Raw genomic sequence first — 3,469 nt, forward strand, 5'->3', positions numbered from 1 at the left:
GTGGTCTGCACGGTCGAGGGCTCGGGCCTGTCGGGCCAGGCCGGCGCCATCCGCCACGGCCTGTCGCACGCCCTGACCCACTATGAGCCGGCGCTGCGCCCGGTCCTGAAGCCGCACGGCTTCCTGACCCGTGACGCCCGCGTCGTCGAGCGCAAGAAGTACGGCCGCGCCAAGGCCCGCAAGTCCTTCCAGTTCTCGAAGCGCTAAGCGGATCGCGAAAGCGGTTATGGATGGGGGCGCTTCGGGAAACCGGAGCGCCCTTTTTCTTTGTCGATCACTCGCGGAGGCGGATGTGAGAGCTGCGGATAGTCCGGTGATTGTGGACATGCTGAACGCGTGTCCGGTCCTCAAGGGGCGTTTCGATCTCGAAGACGGCCCCACGGTCGTCATCGGAGCCGTGGCTCAATCGATCAAGCAGGGCCGTCTCTCGCCAGAGGAAGCGGATTCCGTCTTCGTCTACTGGAACGAGTTGGCCGTACGGGCTGACAAGACCAGTTTGGACATCTTGGGGCCCGGAGCTCTTGAGCTTTTCAACGATGACGCCGCCTCGCAGCGTCTCGCCCGCGCAAAATTGAAGGGTAAGGCGCTCTGGATGCTTGAAGAGTTCCGCCTCTTCTGGGGCCAACCGGATTACGGCATGGATGACGCTACGTGACCCACACCATCTTCATCGACGGCGAGGCCGGGACCACGGGGCTGGAGATTCGCGAGCGGCTGGAGGCGCGTTCCGATCTGGAGCTGATCCTGCTCGGCGAGCGGCGGCGCGAGGTGGCGGCGCGGCGCGAGGCGCTGAATTCGGCCGATGCGGTGATCCTGTGCCTGCCCGATGACGCGGCCAAGGAAGCCGTGGCGATGATCGACAATCCGTCCGTGCGGGTCATCGACGCCTCGACGGCCTATCGGGTCGATCCGAACTGGACGTATGGCTTCGCGGAGATGGCGCCGGGGCAGCGGGAGAAGATCGCGGAGTCCAGGCGGGTGTCGAACCCGGGCTGCTATCCGACCGGCTTCATCGGGCTGGTCCGGCCGCTGGTGAGCGCGGGGATCGTGCCGGCGGGCTGGCCGGTGACGGTCAACGCCGTGTCGGGCTATTCCGGCGGCGGCAAGGCGATGATCGCCGAGTTCGAGGCCGGGGCGGAGGCGTACCGCGCCTATGGTCTGACGCTGAAGCACAAGCATGTGCCGGAGATGACGAAGCATACGGGGCTGGAGCGGCCGGTGCTGTTCGCGCCGGCGGTGGGGGCGTACCGGCAGGGGATGCTGGTCGAGGTTCCGCTGCATCTGGGCGCCCTGCCGGGATCGCCGTCGGTGGAGGTGGTGCACGGGGCCCTGGTCGAGGCCTATGCCGGAGCGCGGTTCGTCGAGGTCGCTTCGCTGGAGGAGACCGAGGCCATGACCGGGATCGAGCCGGAGGGGCTGAACGGCACCAACCGGATGCGGCTGCACGTGTTCGGCGACCGGGGCGGGGAACAGGCGCGGCTGGTGGCCCTGCTGGACAACCTCGGCAAGGGGGCGTCGGGGGCGGCGGTGCAGAACCTGAACCTGATGCTGGGGCTGGACGAGGGGACGGGGCTGATGTGATCCGTCCCGAGGCGCTGCCCGACATTTGACGAACGGTGATATTCGTGAGCCACTCCCTGACCAACCAAGGAGGGGGATTTGTCGAAGTTCTGGGGAACGGAGTGGAGTGACGGAGGCTGCGCAACTTCGCCGGATGGCCTCTCTCATGTCCATGTATGGATCGGACAGAGGTGGCGCTTCTGGTTCGCGGTAGGAACCCCTTTCGCCGTCGAAGAAGTGGGCTCAGGGCCATGCCCCTTCGTCGTGTCCGATGTCAATCACGCGGTCGAGAAGGCAAGGCGTGAGGGTCGGCTTTCGAAAGAAACTGTTCCAGACCGAGCAGGCAAGGGGTCCGTCAGGCCGCCGCCCCGATAAGGACGAGGGGTTGAAACCGGGGCGGTCGTTCCGACGTATGAGGGGATGACCTACGCTCTTTCCCGCCGCGATCTGATGCTCTCCGCCGGAACCTTCGCGCTGGGTGCCTGTTCGTCGGACCGCGCCGACGCGTCGGAGGCGCAGTACGCCAACTCGCCGTTTCGCAGGCTGACTGACGCCCAGTGGCGGGCGCGGCTGCCGGCGGCGAGCTACCAGACGCTGCGGCGCGCGGCGACGGAGCGGCCCTACACCAGCCCGCTGAACGAGGAGCACCGGCGCGGGACCTTCGTGTGCCGGGGCTGCGACCTGCCGCTGTTCCGCTCGCAGTGGAAATACGACAGCGGCACCGGCTGGCCGAGCTTCCACGACGTCATCGCCGCCAATATCGGCACCAGGACCGACTACGAGATCGGCTTCCCGCGCACCGAGTATCACTGCGCCCGCTGCCTCGGGCATCAGGGACACATCTTCGACGACGGGCCGAGGCCGACGGGCAAGCGCTACTGCAACAACGGGGTGGCGCTGAGGTTCGTGCCCGCCTGACCGGTCAGCGCGACGCCTTGATGGCCGACTCGAGGGTGACGCCGAACCAGACGGCGGCGATGATCACCAGCAGGCCGTAATCGTGGCCGGGCCAGAAGATCGGGATGGCGGCGGCGAGCATGACGCCCATCGGAAACAGGCCCGCCCAGGCCGCCGTGCCGGGGCTGTCGCGATGGATCATCGGCGGGCGGGGCTTGATCCGCATCATCTTCATCAGGGGCGGATTGAGCAGCACGAAGCCGATCGAGCAGGCGGCGGCCAGCACGAGGTTGCGCGGCAGCAGCACCGCCGAGCCGTAGAAGCTGGCCGTGACCACCACGAGAATGAGCGCCAGGCCGGTCGACAGGGCCAGCAGCAGATTGGGTTCGAACCGCTTCAAGACTTCACCTTCACATAGGAGCCGGGGGCCGGTTCGATCGGGGGGAGGGGGCCCTTCTTCGGATCCCGGGCGGGAACCCAGTCGCCGGAGCGGGCGTGCAGCCAGTCTGCCCAGTGGGTCCACCAGCTGCCGGGGCGTTCCTGGGCGCCCGCCTGCCACTCGGCCAGGGTGGCGGGGAGGGCCGGGTTGATCCAGTGCTGGTACTTGTTCGCCGCCGGCGGATTGACCACCCCGGCGATATGGCCGGAGCCGGCGAGGGTCAGGGTGACGTCGGCGTTGGAGAAGGCCCTGGCCGAGCGGTAGACCGAGTTCATCGGTGCGATGTGGTCCTCGCGACTGGCCTGGAAGTAGAGCGGGATTGTCACCTTCGACAGGTCGGCGCGGACGCCGCCGATTTCGAACTCGCCCTTCGACAGGGCGTTGCGGCCGTACATCGAGCGCAGGTAGTCGAGGTGCAGCGTCTTCGGCATGCGGGTCTGGTCGGCGTTCCAGAACAGCAGGTCGAAGGCGGGCGGGTCCTTGCCCATCAGATAGTTGCTGACGAAGAAGGACCAGATCAGGTCGTTGGCGCGCAGGGCGTTGAAGGTGTCGGCCATGGCCGCGCCGGGCAGG

General features: G+C 67.3%; 5 protein-coding genes and 1 pseudogene. 4 read left to right on the plus strand and 2 right to left on the minus strand.

Translation table 11 applies throughout. The annotated features are described in order from the left end of the window. The 4 genes from rpsI to msrB all read left to right on the plus strand — a co-directional run. Positions 1-207, plus strand: a 207-nt coding sequence (rpsI, locus tag VGD32_RS07115; protein ID WP_331031207.1) for a 30S ribosomal protein S9, incomplete at its 5' end; no start/stop codon positions are given. Between the two features lie 112 nt (positions 208-319). Further along, entirely contained in the window at positions 320-655 is a 336-nt protein-coding gene (locus tag VGD32_RS07120; RefSeq protein WP_331031208.1) for a hypothetical protein, read from the plus strand. After that, the gene (gene argC / locus VGD32_RS07125; RefSeq protein WP_331031209.1) at positions 652-1,581 is read left to right on the plus strand and encodes an N-acetyl-gamma-glutamyl-phosphate reductase; all 930 of its coding nucleotides are present in this window, start codon (positions 652-654) and stop codon (positions 1,579-1,581) included. Before VGD32_RS07120 ends, argC begins: the two co-directional genes overlap by 4 nt. Positions 1,582-1,980: 399 nt before the next feature. After that, a complete protein-coding gene (msrB, locus tag VGD32_RS07130) occupies positions 1,981-2,478 on the plus strand; it encodes a peptide-methionine (R)-S-oxide reductase MsrB (protein ID WP_331031210.1) in 498 nt (165 codons plus the stop codon). 4 nt (positions 2,479-2,482) lie between these two features. Here the strand turns inward: msrB and VGD32_RS07135 are convergent, their stop codons facing one another. Further along, positions 2,483-2,857 carry a hypothetical protein gene (locus VGD32_RS07135; RefSeq protein ID WP_331031211.1) on the minus strand — a complete coding sequence of 125 codons (375 nt, stop codon included), beginning with the start codon at positions 2,855-2,857 and terminating at the stop codon, positions 2,483-2,485. Beyond that, a pseudogene (locus VGD32_RS07140) lies at positions 2,854-3,469 on the minus strand (class I poly(R)-hydroxyalkanoic acid synthase); the annotation flags it as partial. The gene VGD32_RS07135 and the pseudogene VGD32_RS07140, both read right to left, overlap by 4 nt.

It is taken from the genome of Brevundimonas sp., assembly GCF_036402095.1.
Lineage (GTDB): Bacteria > Pseudomonadota > Alphaproteobacteria > Caulobacterales > Caulobacteraceae > Brevundimonas.